This is a genomic window from Novosphingobium acidiphilum DSM 19966 (genome assembly GCF_000429005.1).
Lineage (GTDB): Bacteria > Pseudomonadota > Alphaproteobacteria > Sphingomonadales > Sphingomonadaceae > Novosphingobium > Novosphingobium acidiphilum.
Window position 1 is genome coordinate 110,373 of the sequence record NZ_AUBA01000001.1, and the last position, 15,077, is coordinate 125,449.

Sequence of the window (15,077 nt, forward strand, 5' to 3'; positions counted from 1 at the left end):
AACGATGGCCGGCGCGTCAGAACCGGCAGGTCAGCGCGACGCTGAACCGGTTCTGGTCAAAATTGCGGGGCTGGATCGACGGATCGGAAAATCGGCCAAGCCGATGGCTGCCGCTGGCCTCGACCTGCCAACGCGGGCTCAGCAGCCAGGTTGCGCCGAACAGTCCGCTGAAAAACCGGTCATGGAACGGTCCATCGACATATTGCGCCAGGCTATAGGCCAGCGCCGGGCGCAACAGCAGATTGCGGCGCAATTCATGCACCACGGTCAGCGATACGTCCTGCTGTTCAAAGCCGGCGACACCCAGCAGCGGCGCGCGCTGGTAGGCCTTGTCCGCGATCAGGCTGATCGTGGTCAGCCGGGTCGGGCTCCACGCCAGCGACAGGTTGTAATCAAGCCCGCCGATCGGATGATTGAGCGATCCGCGAAAGTCACGGTGGAAATAGCCCACTGCCGCTTCGCCCTGCAGCAGGCGGTTCAGCCCGAATGCGACCCCGACCAGGCCAGCATATTGCGTCGAATCGCGCTGCCCCGCCTGCGGAACATAAAAGGCGTATGTGTTGTTATCGAGTTCCAGATCCACATAGGCCGCCACCCCGGGCGACATGGCCTGCGCGATGCGCGCCTTGCCCTCAAGATAGGTATAGTCGCGATACGACAGGTCTATCACCGTGCCGTCAAGGTCGCGCGGGGCATAGCGATAGCGATCAAGGTGGCCCGAGATTGTCAGCCGGGTGCGATTGAAGCCCTGGTCCAGTTTGAGATCGACGGTGATCTGGCCATAGCCAACCGGCCTTGTCCCGAACAGCGTATCGCCGGTGGTGCCGCGCTGTTCGATATTGCTGGCAAACTGCAGGCGGGTGGCGACGGTCGTGTCCCGGCCCAGTTCGAACCGGCCGCGGCCAGCCACCGACCAGGTTACCACGTCTTCGCTGGCATGATGGGCATAGCGTTCGATATCGGCCTGCGACTGAAATTCCAGATCGCTGCGGCTTCCTTGCGATTTGGCTGCAATTGCGGGGCGCATCGCCAGGACTTCGTCGGCCGCTTTGATGTCGCTGCGGGCATAGATATTGTCGTTCCACGATGCTTCGGCACCCAGGGTCGCAAACACCAGAAACGTTCCAACCGGCACGCCCTGCTGGTCATATTCGGGCCGGACGCGTGATCCGGCAGTGTCGGCCTCCATCCGGGTATCGACCACCTGCTGTGCCATGGCCGCGACCGGAATGGTGCACAGGGCAATCGCCGGACCCAGCCATGGTGCCGTCCTTGATGTCACACCGCGCGCGCAAGCCATAAACCACTGCCTCCACCCCATGCCCGTCGGGAAGGCCTGTCAGCTATCATCCAAAGGCGCGGCTGTGCGGTCAGATAGCCCCGTATCCGAGGTATTACTCAGGGGGTTTCGCGTGGTTTTAATACGCAAGAATACGTGGCAACGCCGGTTAACCAGCGCGGGCAAGTTTTTCTTCGCGCGATCGCGCCACCAATCGCGCATGCGTCGCCAGGACAAGACCAGAGCTCGGCAAAACCTTGACCGCTGGGCGATCACCCCGGGAACCCTTGTGCTGGGTGCACGGATGGCGGTGCCCGCCATCGGCGCGTTGGCGGCCGGCAGCTTTCTGCGCGGACTGCTGGACGAGACCCAGGCGGTGCAAATTGCGCTGGCGCTGGGATTGCTGGTGCTGATCGCGGCACCGCGCCAACGCGGGGTGGAACTGCTGGGCATGGTGGCAATCTGGATGACCGTCTGCGAATTCCTTGCCGCCAGCCGCACCGGGCACTTTGCGCTGTGGCGCTGGGCGATGGTGCTGGCCAGCCTGGCGCTGATCCTGATGGCCATACGCGTGGCGCAGCTGCGCGCACGCGCGCGGATCAATCCGTGGCGGCCGCTGCACGAGCGCGGCGTTGACGATGGCGATCACCCTCCGGCGGCGCGCGCCGTCATCGAGGGAAGGGCCCGACCGATCGCGCGCTGATCCAGCCGTGCGCCATAGATCGCCAATAGCCGCTCAAGCCAGGCCTGCGCGGTCATGGCCAGCGACGGTGCATGGGAAAAGGCAGCCCGGCTCATCGCGGCAAGACGCCCATCATCGGCGCACAGATCGCGCAAGATCGCTGCAAAGGCCGTGATATCGCGCGGTTCGACAGTGGCCCCGGCACCGATCGCGGCCACGTCGCCGGCCAGCAGTGCGCCCGGGGGCATGACCACGGGCAGGCCGCTGGCCAGGGCCTCTATCGCAACCAGGCCGAATGGTTCGGGGTAGCGGCTGGGCATGACCAGCAACCGCGCGGCCCGTGCCAGCCGGCCGATCGCGGCGGGGGCCAAGCGCCCTGCGAAATGCGCCTCGGGGTATTGGGTGCGAAGGTCAGCCGCAAGCGAACCCTCGCCGACAATCCGGATGGGCACGCCGGCCATGCGCGCCGCCGCCAATGCCAGATCGACGCCCTTGGTTGCCTCGATCCGGCCGACGAACAGCACTTCGCGATTGCGTTCGGCGGCAATCCGCGTCGTGCTCCATGGCGCAACCGGATTGGGCACGACAGCGATTGCATCGGGCGCAATTCCGCCCCGTTCCAGCAAAGGCCGCATCGCCGGGTGAATAGCCAGAACGAGCGGACACGCATTCAACGGCATCGCGGCGCGCTGGATCGCGGCACGGCCCAGCCGCCATAGTTTGTGCAGCCGTCCGCGCCGGTCGCACCCCGACAGGCAACAGGCAATGCCCAGCGGCACATGCGGGCAAGGGGTGCCGCTGGCGAAATCGGCAAAGGCCCCGTTGGGACAGACCAGAAAGAAATCGTGCGCCGAAATCACCAGCCGCGCGCGCACCGGGACCAGTGCGCCAAGGACGGCTGGCGACAGGATTTGCGACCAGCCATGCAGGTGATAGACGGTGCCCGGCGTATCATGGGCGATCACCGCCTGCCGGATCATGCGATGCGCGGCAGGGTTCCACCATCCGGCGGCAGCAGCTGCGATCGAGCCCCGTGCCAGCAAGCGATCCTGCCCCAACCCGATCATGGCCACGCCCGGATGGCCCAGGCCGGCAGCAGGCGGGGCGTCGCCCGAAACGAACGTGACGCACAGACCCAGTTGCGCAAAGCCCAGCGCCGACTGTATCGCCAGCGCGCTGGCGCCGCCCAGCGGCCGGGACAGGTCGTTGATCACGACAATGCGTTCGGGCCGGGTCGCGGTCATGGCCGGCGCGCCGCCACCGTCGCACCGATTTGCGCAGCAAGCCGCCCGATATCGGCGCGGGTGGCAACGATCAGCCGGTCCAGTGCCGCCCGATCGACCCCGATGGCAATTGCCTTGGCGGTCAACGCGATCAGGGCGGGTGGACCGAGATCGGCGCAATCGGCAATAAACGCCTCGCGCCCGGCCAATGCGAAAAAGCTTTCCAGTTTTACATCCCATTTCAACCCGATGGCCGGAATCGCAAAGGCATGCGCGGTGATGCAGGCGTGCATGCGATGCGCGATGATCACATCGCAGCGGGTGATAAAGCCGATCAGGTCCTGGGGTGCGGCAAAGGCCGGGGCGATCGAGACCGCGTGCGCCAGGCCATCATGCGCCAATGCGGTGCACCATTGCGCACCATGATGCGCCAGAAAGGCACGGTCTTCGGGGCTGCCATTGGTGAACAGCACGACTTTCATCCCGGCCCGGGCCAGGGCGCCAGCCGCATCACGATACCATGCGCACAGATCGATCAGGGGTGGCGCGCCGCTGGCGTGATAGCGCACGGCCAATGGCGACGTGATGCAAAGGCCGACCCGTGTGCCGTCATGGGTGTGCGGTGTCGCGTCGAAATGGCGGCCCGCCAGCAACCCGGGATCGCCGGCAAGCCCCGCCGGCGGCAGGCCATGGGGTTCGAGCAGATCGCGCCACGCCTGTTGCGACCGGGTGTCGCGCACTGTCGCGCTGAACAGCGGTGCGGCGCGCAACGCACGCACAAACAGATGCTGTCCGGCGCGCGACCATTTGCGATTGACCCCCACGGCATGGACCGCCAGCGGCAGGCCCGCACGCGCCACTTCGCCCAGCGCGCCTGCCAGTTTCATCGGAAAATTCAGATCGGTATCGGTCAGCAGATTGCCGCCGCCCACCACCACCGCATCCACGTCCGCCAGCCTGTCGCGTACATGGCGGCGCAGGCGAAACCGCACCAGCAGCGCCAGCGCAACCCGCACCGCGCGGCGCCGGGCCCACCGCGGCAAGGCTTCCAGCAGCGCGATCACCCGCCCACGCCGACTGGGGCCATGGCCGCGAAAATGCCGCCGCCCGGCCAGATCGATCGACACCACTTCGGCACCCGGCAAGGCCACGGCCAGTTCGCGCTCGAGGCATTCGCACAGCAATCCGTCACCCAGATTGGGGCTGAATTTGACATTGAGCAGCGCGATTTTCATCGCCTGCGCTCCGTGCCCCGGGTGAACAGCCGTGGTTCGCAGCGCAGCAGCGGGGACTTCGGTCTGGCCATGGCACCATGCTGTGCCATCGCATTGCCCGGCGGCAAGCAGGGATAGCGCCGCTTCGGCCCGGTTATGGAGGTATGGCCCGGACCGGAGGGGCGGCTACGGTTTCAGGCCGCCGCCCAGCACTTCATACAGCGTGACCATGTTGGTGGCGCGCTCCAGCCGCGTGGCCACCAGCGACTGGCGCGCCGCATACGCGGTGCGCGCCGCATCGAGCGCCACCAGCCAGGTATCGACCCCGGTGCGATAGCGCGCGTCCGAGATTGCGGCGGCCTGTTCGGCTGCGACCAGATTGGCCTCTTGCGCGGCCATCTGTTCATCGATGGTACCGCGCCGGGCAAGCGCATTGGCCACATCGCTGAACGCGCCTTGCACGGCCTTTTCATAGATCGCCACGGCCGCGACCGTGCGCGCGCGTGCGGCGGCAAGGTTGCCGGCCCGGGCCCCGCCATCGAACAGCGTCTGCGTCGCGCTGCCCGACAACCCCCAGTTGAACGCGCCCGCCTGGTCGAACAACCCGCCCAGCGATCCACTGGCCAGACCGAGCAGCCCGGTCAGCGAAATCGTCGGAAAAAGTGCGGCACGCGCCGCGCCGATATTGGCATTGGCGGCGCGCAGCTGATGTTCGGCCGACAGCACATCAGGGCGGCGCAGCAGCACCGCGGAATCGAGCCCGACCGGCAACTGCGACAGCACCGCATCGCCGTTGCCCAGCGTGGTGGGCAGGTCGGCGGCGGCAACCGGTGCCCCCACCAGCAATTGCAGGGCATTGGTCGCCTGCGCCAGCGTGGTCTGATACGCGGCCACGTCGGACCGGGCGCTGGCCTGCAGGGTTTGCGCCTGCGCCACTTCAAGCGTGGTGCCAATGCCTTGTTGTTCGCGGCTGCGCGCCAGTGCCAGCGTCTGTTCGCGGCTTTGCAGCGTGCTGCGCGCCACGGTCAGCGCATCGGCCTGTGCGCCGACGGTCAGCCAGGCACTGGCGACTTGCGCAACCAGCGTGGTCTGTGCAGCCTTACGGCCTTCTTCGCTGGCCAGCCACGTTTCCAGTGCCGCCTGGCTCAGGCTGCGCACGCGGCCCCACAGATCCAGCTCGAATGCGGAGGTACCGCCCGACACACCAACGGCGTCGGCGGTGGCGCCTCCGGTGGAACTGCCATAGCCGTTGACATAGCCATTCGATCCGACCGAGCCATGATACCGGCTGATCGCGGGGGTAACGGCCACGGTCGGCAGCCGGGCGGCATTGGCCACGCGGAATTGCGCCCGGGCAACCGCAACATTGGCGATGGTCGCGCGCAAGTCGCGATTTTGGGCAAGCGCGGTGGCGATGACGCGTTGCAGCCGCGCATCGGGAAAGAATTCGTGCCAGCCGATCGCATCGATTGCGCCATCGCCCGTTGGCAGGGCGGGATAAGCGCCGCCCTGGGGCAGCGCCACCGGCACCGGCGCGACAGGGCGCCGATAGGCCGGTGTCATGCTGCACCCGGCCAGCAGCAGCGCGGACAGGCCGAGCATTGCGCTGCGGATCATGCCGGTTGCTCCACTGCGGCGCGCGGCTTTGGTTTGCGCGCAAACCGGGTTTTTACCACGATAAAGAACATCGGGACGAAGAACACCGCCAGCACGGTTGCCGAAATCATCCCGCCCAGCACCGCGGTGCCGATCGCCTGACGGCCGTTGGCACCCGCGCCGCTGGCCAGCACCAGCGGGATCACGCCCGCGACAAAGGCCACGCTGGTCATCACGATCGGGCGAAACCGCAGGCGTGCGGCCTCGAGCGCGGCGGCCATCGGGGTCAGGCCCCGGCCCAATGCGGATTCGGCAAATTCGACGATGAGGATCGCGTTCTTGGCGGAAAGGCCGATCGTGGTCAGCAGCGCGACCTGAAAGAAGATGTCGTTGGCAAGCCCGCGCAGCGTCGCCGCGGTGACCGCGCCGATAATCCCCAGCGGAATGACCAGCATCACCGATACCGGGACGGTCCAGCTTTCGTACAAGGCCGCCAGGCACAGAAAGATGAACAGGATCGATGCCGCAAACAGCGCCGGGGCCTGATCGGCGGCGACCTGCTGCTGATAAGAAAGACCGCTCCACGCCAGCGTGAACCCGCCGCCCAGTTGATCGGCCAGGCGGGTGATCTCGGTCATTGCCGCACCCGAGGTCACCCCGGGGCCCCCGGTGCCGACGATCTGCTGGGCGGGCAGTCCGTTGAACCGGCGCAACAGGTTTGATCCTGCAGTCCAGTGCGGCTGCGCCAGCGAGGCAAAGGGCACCATATCGCCATTCGCGCCGCGCACGTACCACTGGCCGATGGCTTCGGGTGTCATCCGGAACGCGGCATCGCCCTGCACATAGACGCGCTTGACGCGGCCGCGATCAAGGAAATCGCCGACATAGCTGCCGCCCCAGGCGCTCGACAGCGTGGCGTTGACGTCTTCGGGGTTGACCTGCAACGCGGTAATTGCGGCATCGTTCATGTCGACACGCAATTGCGGCGTGTCTTCCAGCCCGCCAAAGCGGATCTGCGACAGTTTCGGATCGGCATTGGCACGCGCCATCAGATCCTGACGCGCCGTACCAAGTGCCTGGACACCCTGGCCGCCGGCGTCCTGCAACCACATTTCAAACCCGGCCGACGTGCCCAGACCGCGCACCGCGGGTGGGGTCAGCACCACCGCCTGACCCTGATACAGCTCGCGTAAATGCGCGTTGAGCCGCTGGGCTATGGCGGCCGCGCTGTTGACGCCGCCGCCGCGTTCATCCCACGAACGCAACGCCATCCACCCCTGCGCCACGTTCTGGGCATTGCCGGCGGCCTGGTTGCGACCCAGACCCAGGAACACATGGGCAATGTTCTGCCCTTCGGTCTGGCGGATATACCGGGTAACATCTTCGGCAAAGCGGCGGGTCTGATCGATCGTCGTGCCGGCGGGCATGGTGATCGCATAGCTCAGGTTGCCCTGATCCTCTTCGGGCAGGAACCCGGTCTGCATGTGGGTATCGAGCACCAGGCTGATTGCGGCGATCCCGGCAAACACCGCAAGCCAGGGCAGGGGCCGCAAGACAAAGCGCGCCAGCCGGGTTTGAAAGGCACGCGCCGTGGCATCATAACCGCGGTTGAAGCGCGCAAAAAACCGGCGCCCGCGGCTGTCTTCGGCCGCCTGCGGGTCGCCCATCGCGCCATCGCCGTGATGCAGCAGCGTGGCGGCAAGCGCGGGGGTCAGGATCAGTGCCACCAGCACCGACAGGCCCATCGCCGATACGATGGTGATCGAAAACTGCCGATAGATCGTGCCGGTCGATCCGCCGAAGAACGCCATCGGCACGAACACCGCGGCCAGCACCAGCGTAATGCCGATCAGCGCTGGCGTGATTTCGGTCATCGACTGGATCGTCGCCTCGCGCGCGGGCAGGTTTTCTTCGCGCATCACGCGTTCGACATTTTCCACCACGACAATGGCATCATCGACCAGCAGGCCGATCGCCAGCACCAGCCCGAACATGGTCAGCGTGTTGATGGTATAGCCCACCGCCGCCAGTATGCCGAACGTGCCGAGCAAGACCACGGGTACCGCGATCGCCGGGATCAGCGTGGCGCGCCAGTTCTGCAGGAACACGAACATCACGATCACCACCAGGACGATCGCTTCGAGCAGGGTCTTGACCACTTCGATGATCGAAATCCGCACGAACACGCTGCTGTCGCGCGGATAGGTAATGCCATAGCCCGGGGGCAGATCGCGCGACAGATCGGCGATTTTCTGTTTGACCGCCAGCGCCGTGGTCATCGCATTGCCGCCAGACGCCAGGCTGATGCCCAGACCCACCGCCGGAAACCCGTCAAGCTGGTTGAGCGAGGTATAGCTTTCCTGCCCCAGTTCGACCCGCGCCACGTCCTTCAGCAACACGCGCGATCCATCGAGCTGGGTCTTGAGCACGACGGCGTTGAATTCATCGACCGTGGTCAGGCGCGATCGCGAGGTGATCGTGGCGTTCAGCCGTTGCGCGCCGGGCGAGGGCAACATGCCGACTTCGCCCGCCGAAATCTGCGCGTTTTGCGCAGTCAGAGCGGTAATGACATCCTGCGGCATCAATTTGACGGCCGCCAGCTTTACCGGATCGAGCCAGATGCGCATCGCATATTGCGTGCCCCACACGTCGGCCGAACCCACGCCGTTGATACGCGAAACCGGGTCGGCGATATGCGTCGCCACATAGTCGGCAACATCGCCGATGCTGCTTTTGCCGGTGGAATCATACAACGATGCCATCAGCAGGATATCGGCCTGCGCCTTGTTGATCTGCAGCCCCTGCGCCTGCACTTGCGCGGGCAGACGGCTGGTTGCCTTGGACAGCACGTTCTGCATCTGCACTTGCGCGGTGTCGGGGTTGATCCCCTTGTTGAAAGTCGCGGTGATCGATGACGAGCCGTTGCTGCTGCTCGAGGTGAAATAGATCAGCCCGTCGACGCCCTTGAGCTGCTGTTCGAGGATCTGGGTCACGGTGTTTTCCACCGTGCGGGCGTCGGCACCCGGATAGCTGGCGTTGACGCTGATCGTGGGCGGGGCGATGTCGGGAAACTGTTCCACCCCCATGCTGACAATCGCGATGCCGCCGCCGATCATCACCAGGATGGCCAGCACCCAGGCAAATATCGGCCGATCGACAAAATAGCGCGACAGCATTGCCGGTTATCCGCCGATGGCAGCGGCGCTGGCGGGCACCACTTTGACATGGGTACCGGGGCGTGCGGTCAATTGACCTTCGACCACGATGCGATCGCCCTGTTTCAGCCCGGCGGTGACCAGCCAGTTGGCGCCGAACGTGGCGGCGGTGGTGACCGTGCGCGGCTCGATCACGTCGCCCCGGCCCACCACTAGCACCAGCGGATTGCCGCGCTGGTCGCGCGTGACCGCGGCCTGCGGCACCAGGATGCCGTCATGCACCAGGCCTTGCGCCAGTTGCGCCTTGACGAACAGGCCGGGCAACAGATCGCCGCGGGGATTGGGCACGGTGACGCGCAGGGTAACCGTTCCGGTCGCTTCGTTGACGTCGATATCGGCAAAATCGAGCTGGCCCGGGCTGGGCCAGCGGCTGCCATCGGACAGCACGATGCGCACCGGGGCGGATCCGGTGCTGGCCAGCGTGCCGGCTTGCAGCGCGTGGCGCAGCGCGATGAAATCGGCGCTCGATTGCTGGATGTTGATCCAGATCGGGTCAAGCCGCTGGATCTTGGCCAGGGCGTTGGTCTGTCCGGCGGTCACCAGCGCGCCGCGCGTAATGGTCGACTGGCCGATCCGGCCGCTGATCGGGGCGGTGATCCGCGTGAAATCCAGGTTGATCCGTGCCGCGTCCAGTGTGGCGCGGGCTGCGGCCACCTGTGCGCGCGACTGGGCATAGGCGGCGTCGGCATCGGCCGCATCCTGTTTGCTGATCCCGCCGCCGCTGGCCAGCGTGCGATAGCGTTCGGCCTTCAGACGATTGGCATCGACCACTGCCTCGGCATTGGCCAACGCCGCGCGCGCCTGTTGCGCGATGGCGGCAAAGGGGCGGGCATCGATCTGGTACAGCGCCTGTCCCTTTTGCACCTGGCTGCCTTCGGCAAGCAGGCGCTGGGTGACGATGCCCGTCACTTGCGGGCGCACTTCGGCCACTTCCGAAGCCTGCGTGCGGCCGGTCAATTCGGTCATCAGCGGCACCGCGCGGGTCTGTGCGGTGATCACGCCCACCACCGGCGGCGGCGGAGGTGGTGCAGGCTGGCTGGTGCATCCGGCCAGAAGTGCCGCGGCGATGCCCACCGTCAGCGGGTGGATCGCGCGTGCAAAAAGGATCGAGCGGCGCAAAGTCAGGCTTTCGGAAAAAAAACAGGGGGCCCGGCCCCCCGGGGCGTACGCGCGGATCGATAGTCACCGAAGACGCGCGGTGCCAGTGCTTTCTTGTTCCAATGTGTGCAACAGCCTTGCCCACGCAAGACAGACCCGCCTCAGCGCGCGGCGAACAGCAGCCGGCCTGGCCCCAGATGATCGAGCACCGTGGCGATCTCGTTCAACCCCACTGCGAAACAGCCCTGGCTGCGCCCGATGCGGCCATAAGAATTGACAAAAGCATGATCGACGTAGCTGGCGGCGTGGATCACGATGCCGCGCACTTCGGCCTGGTCATTTTCGGGATCGAGCCCGATCAACCGGCGCGATCGGCCATGATGGCCAAAATAGGTGTCTCCGATCACGAAGCTGCCGTTGCACGACGCTTCGGAGCCCAACCGGTTGGAAAAGCGCTGGGCCCAGCCCAGATTTTCAGGGTCCGACCCGCGCCCGTGCGCCACAAGATGGCTCGACACGACGCGTCCGCCGACCAGATCGACAATATGCAGCCGGGCCGAACGCGAAGGCGCGGAAAAATCGACCAGCCCGATCACGCCCGGGTCGGTGATGCGCGCCGCATGGGCATCGCGCGCAGCCAGCGCACGCGACAGCAGGTCGGGGGCACGATCGCCCGCGGCAGGATCGGTCAGCGTGGTTTCCGGGGGCAGGACGCGGTTGATCGGCGACCAGTCGGTCGCTCCGGGCAGGATCGCGGCAAATGCGCCGCGCGGCAACAAGGCGGAGGCTGCGGTTCCGGCGATGGCGCCCAGAAACCCGCGTCTGCCGGATATCATCGTGGCTGACCCCGTGGTGATCGTATGGCCGGCACCCATTCGCGCCAGCGTTGAGCCGGGCCCGTACCATCACGTAGCGCGCCTGTGCCAGACCGGACCGCCACCCTTGCGATGAAACGTGCAGTCGACGCTGCAAGGCGTTGAATTGTGGTGATCAGGCGGCCTGCGCACTGGGCGCTATCAGGGCTTCGTACATCGCGAACAGTTCTCGGAAATGATCATCCATCGTGCGCGGATCGGGCACGTCGGTGCCAGGCCCTGCCACCCCGGTTTCGCGACCCAGGCAATACTGCGCGATCGCATCAGCCGCGGCGGCCGGATCGCCAGAGCGGTAGATCCACCCGCCAGAGGCGCGCGCCTGGTCGGCGGCGCCGCCTTCGTCGGGCGTGATCAGCGGCAATCCGCTGGCGCGTGCTTCGGCTGCAACCATGCAGAAGGTTTCTGCCTCGCAACCGTGGAGCAGAGCATCGGCGCTGGCCATGACGCGGGCCAGCTCTGCGCGCCCGTTGATCGGTGCCAGAATGCGCACGTGCGGGTTGCCGCCGATGCGCCGTTCGATGTTTTTCAAATCGCGCCCCTGGCCGACCAGCACCAGCCCGACTTCGTGCCGATGGCCCGCCACGGTCACCGCATCGATCAGCATGGGCCAGCGTTTTTCGGGCGAAAACCGTCCCACCCCGATCAGCAGCGTGGCGGTTTCGGGCAGTTCACACAGTTCGAGCAGCCCTTTGCGCAGATCGGCATCGCGCAGATGCGGCGCAAACACCCCGGGATCGACCCCCATGGGATTGGTCACCACGCGCTTCAGGCCGCCTGCGGTCAATCGCTCGGTCAGGCTGGGGCTGGCCGAGACGATCATGTCGTAGACGCTGTCCAGACGCAGCAGATGGCGCCAGTACCGGTCGAACAGTCCGTTGATGGTGTCACGCGTCGCCAGCGGATCGAACCAGCGATAGGCATAGGCCGACAAGGGATCGGCGTGCATGATCAGCGCGCGCGGCGCCTTGCCCGGCCACTCGGCAATGATACTGGCGCTGCGCCACGGCGACGATGCCTCGACAAAGTCGGGCTGTTCGCGATCGAGCGCGGCATAAAGAGCCGGCACGTCGCTGAAATAGCGGTAATTGAAATCGAGCGGGAACACCGTGGATTTCAGCCAGACGATGCGTGCGCCAGGTCCGCGTTCCTCAACCTCGTCGCGCACGCCTGGCGCAATGACCACGACTTCGTGGCCCAGCGCAGCCCCGGCCTTCAGCTTGCGATCGATATAAGTCCGCACCCCGCCGCCCTTGGGCGCGTAAAAGGCACAGACATCGACGAGCTTCACTGGACCCCCGCCAGCGGTCCGAACGACAGGATACCGGTGCGATAATTCATCACCACGCGCACCGGCGTCACCCCCGGTCCGACCGTGATGGCCACACTGCTGGCGCTCGGCTGCGACAGGCCCAGATGCGGGTTGCGCGAAAATCCGATGCCGTCGCGCTGGTAATTGAAATGGTGGTTGGAATCGCGATCGTGCAGAACCATCACCCCGACGCGTCCGGGGCCAGGCAGGCGCACGCAGATATGGGGCACGGCTTCGCCCGGTACCGGCCCTTCGATCCGGCGAAAGGTCTTTCCGGCCATCACCAGCTTGTTGTCGTCCTGCAGCCAGTCACCGTCGACGCCGGGATAAACCTCGACCTTCAGCTTGCCCACGTGGTCTTTCAGCCCGACCACCTCGATCATCAGCGCGGGGCCGGTTTCGCCAGGACGGCACTGCGCGTCTGCCGTCCCGAGCGAGGGGCTTGACGGGATAAAGGCCGCGGTCAGCAGCGGCAGGACAGCTGCCAGCAGCAGCGGACGGATCATGCGTTGCGTTCCCTTTGCGCCAGGTCGAGCAGCAACATTGCGATATAGACCACGATATGGATCGCGGTGATGAACAAGGCGATAACCGTGATCATGTTGTTGGTCTGATTGGCCGATCCGCCCAACAGCGCCAAAGCCCCGGCAAAGGCAATTTCCTGGTTGGGGATCAGCGGCAGACGGGTGACCAGCAGACGTCCGGTCGACAGCATCAACCAAGACGACAGCGGCACAGCCGGCAACATCATGCTCCACAACACGGCGGTCAGCACGGTGTTGGTGACCAGGCGGATCATATGCACCACGAGCACAAAGATCAGATCGTTGCGTGGCAGGCTGAGCAGACGATTGCGGAAAATCGTGATCGCCAACCCGATCACCAGCATCACGAAGATCGAACCGTAAAGTTCGCGCTGGTTGAAGCCAAAGGCATAGTGGTTGAAATAGGGCCACGCCACCGCCAGCATGATCAGGGTCATGGCATAGCCGGCCATGGCCGACAGAATTGCCACATCCTTTACCGCGCCGAACGGCGATCCCTCCATTTTGACATGGCGGCGTGCCCAGTCATAAAAATAGACTTCGCCGACATAGCTGAGCAGGATCTGGTTGCCGATCATCTTCTTGACCAGCGGGAAGATGCCTTCAACCGGGATCTTCCACAGTTTGCGGAAGATCACCCAGTCGCCAAATGGCCCGCTGAGGTAATTGATCGCCAGCACCAGCCAGATCCACGGCGTTGCCTGAAAAATGGTCAGCAGCTTGTGCCAGTCAAGCGCGCGGATCTGCCACAGCGCTCCGGCAAGAATGCCGGCCGATATCGCCGGGCCGACAAAGCCGCTCAGCCTGCGCCAGGTCGAAACCGGGTTCGACCGGGGCACCGCAGCCGGCATCGAATCGGCGGGGGCTGGCTCGTTCATCAACACTTGTCCTGCGCCATGGCGACACATGCGCCGCCAAGGCCTGCGCCGCCGGCCAGGGCAATTGCGCCGCAAACGTGCTGGGTGGGAAAAAGGTCGTTCACGCCAAGGCGTTTAGGCAGCTTGGAGGCGCTGGTCCAGTCGCCTTGCACAAGAACTGCATCCGGGACCGCGCTCATGCCAGCAATCCGGCATAACGCGATGGCGCATGCGTGTCGGCAAAGCGCGCCAGCGTGGCATCGATCGATGCCAGCAGGTCGGGCACGGTCACGTCGCCCGGGTGCACCGCCACGCGCAGCGTGGGCATCACCGGCAGCGCGCGGCGCGCCAGTCCTGCAAACCACAGCGACGACCGGATGCGGCCCGGGCTGCGGTTGGCCCAGGTCACCACCGGTCCGCGCGCCAGCACTTTGCCCGACAGCGGCGACCACACTTTCATGTGATCTTCGGCCAGGGCAAACCCCAGGTCGTCCAATGCGGCCAGCGCGCCGGGCCCATAAAGCCAGGCCGGGGCGATAAACCCCGCAACCGGCTGACCCAGGATATCTTCCAGCAGGGCCTTGCCATCGCGCATGCGGGCGGCTGCGGCATCGCGGGTCAGATTAAGGAATTCACCTTCGCCTGCGGTCATATGCTTGCCCTTGATGCCGGCAAGCCCGCGCGTGGCAGGGGTTTCGTCGCGATGGCACCAGCCGTGCAGGAACATTTCGATGCCTTGCCCGGCCCATTGGCGCAGCCGGGCGTGAAATGCAGCATTGCCCGCAATCGGCGCCTCGCGCCAGTGATCGGGGATGACCAGCATGGCGAAATTGGCATGGCCGAGCCGACGTTCCAGCCGTTCGGCCAGCGCATCGATGGCGCCTTCGGAACGCGGCGAGACATCGTGGATCGACACCAGCAGACGGCGCGTCGAAGCCTGCGCGCGCGGCATGCGTCCGGTGGGGGAAGGAAGGGGTGCGTTCATCGTCGGCGGTCCGGTCGGGGGACTGTCGCAACGCATCCCACTTTGCAATGAAAATCGTGAGCCGGGGGCACCGCTCGGGCTGGCTTGGTGCCAGGCCCATCCATCGCATCGCGCTTGTCTACTGCAAAAGTTGAGATACCCTGTTCAGGTGGTGCGGGCCTTGCCCCCGAGTCGTTGCCACAGGTTCGCGGCCCGCCTT

13 protein-coding genes are annotated in these 15,077 nt (G+C 65.6%); 1 reads left to right on the plus strand and 12 read right to left on the minus strand.

Features of this window, described 5'->3' with window-relative positions; genetic code table 11:
* Window positions 1-16: 16 nt before the first annotated feature.
* Window positions 17-1,216 (minus strand): outer membrane beta-barrel protein, encoded by a 1,200-nt coding sequence (locus G404_RS17600; protein WP_051280002.1) that lies wholly within the window; start codon window positions 1,214-1,216, stop codon window positions 17-19.
* 283 nt (window positions 1,217-1,499) lie between these two features.
* Here G404_RS17600 and G404_RS0100625 point away from each other — a divergent pair, with 283 nt between their 5' ends.
* The gene (locus tag G404_RS0100625; RefSeq protein WP_156906141.1) at window positions 1,500-1,982 is read left to right on the plus strand and encodes a hypothetical protein; all 483 of its coding nucleotides are present in this window, start codon (window positions 1,500-1,502) and stop codon (window positions 1,980-1,982) included.
* Here the strand turns inward: G404_RS0100625 and G404_RS0100630 are convergent.
* The 11 genes from G404_RS0100630 to G404_RS0100680 all read right to left on the minus strand — a co-directional run bounded on the left by G404_RS0100630 (window position 1,925) and on the right by G404_RS0100680 (window position 14,878).
* Window positions 1,925-3,205: a glycosyltransferase family 4 protein gene (locus tag G404_RS0100630; RefSeq protein WP_028639360.1), complete on the minus strand. Its 1,281-nt coding sequence runs from the start codon at window positions 3,203-3,205 to the stop codon at window positions 1,925-1,927. The two genes, G404_RS0100625 and G404_RS0100630, sit on opposite strands and share 58 nt — an antisense overlap.
* On the minus strand, window positions 3,202-4,419 hold the full coding sequence (locus G404_RS0100635) for a polysaccharide pyruvyl transferase family protein (RefSeq protein ID WP_028639361.1): 1,218 nt from the start codon (window positions 4,417-4,419) through the stop codon (window positions 3,202-3,204). The genes G404_RS0100630 and G404_RS0100635 overlap by 4 nt, the downstream gene beginning before the upstream one ends.
* Window positions 4,420-4,584: 165 nt before the next feature.
* Window positions 4,585-6,015 carry an efflux transporter outer membrane subunit gene (locus G404_RS0100640; protein ID WP_028639362.1) on the minus strand — a complete coding sequence of 477 codons (1,431 nt, stop codon included), beginning with the start codon at window positions 6,013-6,015 and terminating at the stop codon, window positions 4,585-4,587.
* Complete coding sequence (locus G404_RS0100645; RefSeq protein WP_028639363.1) at window positions 6,012-9,170, minus strand: efflux RND transporter permease subunit; 3,159 nt, start codon at window positions 9,168-9,170, stop codon at window positions 6,012-6,014. The genes G404_RS0100640 and G404_RS0100645 overlap by 4 nt, the downstream gene beginning before the upstream one ends.
* A 6-nt stretch (window positions 9,171-9,176) precedes the next feature.
* On the minus strand, window positions 9,177-10,328 hold the full coding sequence (locus tag G404_RS0100650) for an efflux RND transporter periplasmic adaptor subunit (protein ID WP_245584324.1): 1,152 nt from the start codon (window positions 10,326-10,328) through the stop codon (window positions 9,177-9,179).
* A 140-nt stretch (window positions 10,329-10,468) separates the two neighbouring features.
* The gene (locus G404_RS0100655) at window positions 10,469-11,143 is read right to left on the minus strand and encodes a murein L,D-transpeptidase catalytic domain family protein (RefSeq protein ID WP_028639365.1); all 675 of its coding nucleotides are present in this window, start codon (window positions 11,141-11,143) and stop codon (window positions 10,469-10,471) included.
* 154 nt (window positions 11,144-11,297) lie between these two features.
* The gene (locus G404_RS0100660; RefSeq protein WP_028639366.1) at window positions 11,298-12,470 is read right to left on the minus strand and encodes a glycosyltransferase; all 1,173 of its coding nucleotides are present in this window, start codon (window positions 12,468-12,470) and stop codon (window positions 11,298-11,300) included.
* Window positions 12,467-12,997: a DUF2141 domain-containing protein gene (locus G404_RS0100665; RefSeq protein WP_036519827.1), complete on the minus strand. Its 531-nt coding sequence runs from the start codon at window positions 12,995-12,997 to the stop codon at window positions 12,467-12,469. The genes G404_RS0100660 and G404_RS0100665 overlap by 4 nt, the downstream gene beginning before the upstream one ends.
* On the minus strand, window positions 12,994-13,914 hold the full coding sequence (locus G404_RS0100670) for a hypothetical protein (RefSeq protein ID WP_028639368.1): 921 nt from the start codon (window positions 13,912-13,914) through the stop codon (window positions 12,994-12,996). The genes G404_RS0100665 and G404_RS0100670 overlap by 4 nt, the downstream gene beginning before the upstream one ends.
* Complete coding sequence (locus tag G404_RS0100675) at window positions 13,914-14,093, minus strand: hypothetical protein (RefSeq protein ID WP_028639369.1); 180 nt, start codon at window positions 14,091-14,093, stop codon at window positions 13,914-13,916. The genes G404_RS0100670 and G404_RS0100675 overlap by 1 nt, the downstream gene beginning before the upstream one ends.
* On the minus strand, window positions 14,090-14,878 hold the full coding sequence (locus G404_RS0100680; RefSeq protein WP_425411611.1) for a DUF2334 domain-containing protein: 789 nt from the start codon (window positions 14,876-14,878) through the stop codon (window positions 14,090-14,092). The genes G404_RS0100675 and G404_RS0100680 overlap by 4 nt, the downstream gene beginning before the upstream one ends.
* Window positions 14,879-15,077: the final 199 nt, after the last annotated feature.